This is a genomic window from Bradyrhizobium sp. Kon58 (assembly GCF_055807455.1).
In genome coordinates this window covers 1-258 of record NZ_JBVVOT010000500.1, presented here as the reverse complement: position 1 = coordinate 258, position 258 = coordinate 1, and the positions used below count along the sequence as shown (strand labels likewise).

Sequence of the window (258 nt, the reverse complement as noted above, 5' to 3'; positions counted from 1 at the left end):
CAGCGCAGAATAGGGTGCGATCTGACCGGTAAGGTACCAGTAGCCCTTCATCAGGTACTTGCCCTCGTCCATCCAGGTGTCGAGCGTAAGGGCATTGAATACGAGCTGGCCAATTGCAAACAGCAGACAAGCCAGCAGCATCCAGCGGGCGAGACGATTGTTGGCCTCTCCGACAATATCGACGGCCGGATGCGATGTTTGGTCGCGTGCCTGCATCGTCAAATCGTCGCAGCTGGAAGGTCGACAGTCGGTCTTAGG

1 protein-coding gene is annotated in these 258 nt (G+C 57.0%); it reads right to left on the bottom strand.

Going from position 1 to position 258, the window contains the following annotated elements; all coding sequences use genetic code 11:
• A partial coding sequence (locus AC0L20_RS41275) for a hypothetical protein (protein ID WP_473295873.1) occupies nucleotides 1–216 on the bottom strand: 216 nt, incomplete at its 3' end.
• Between the last annotated feature and the right edge of the window lie 42 nt (nucleotides 217–258).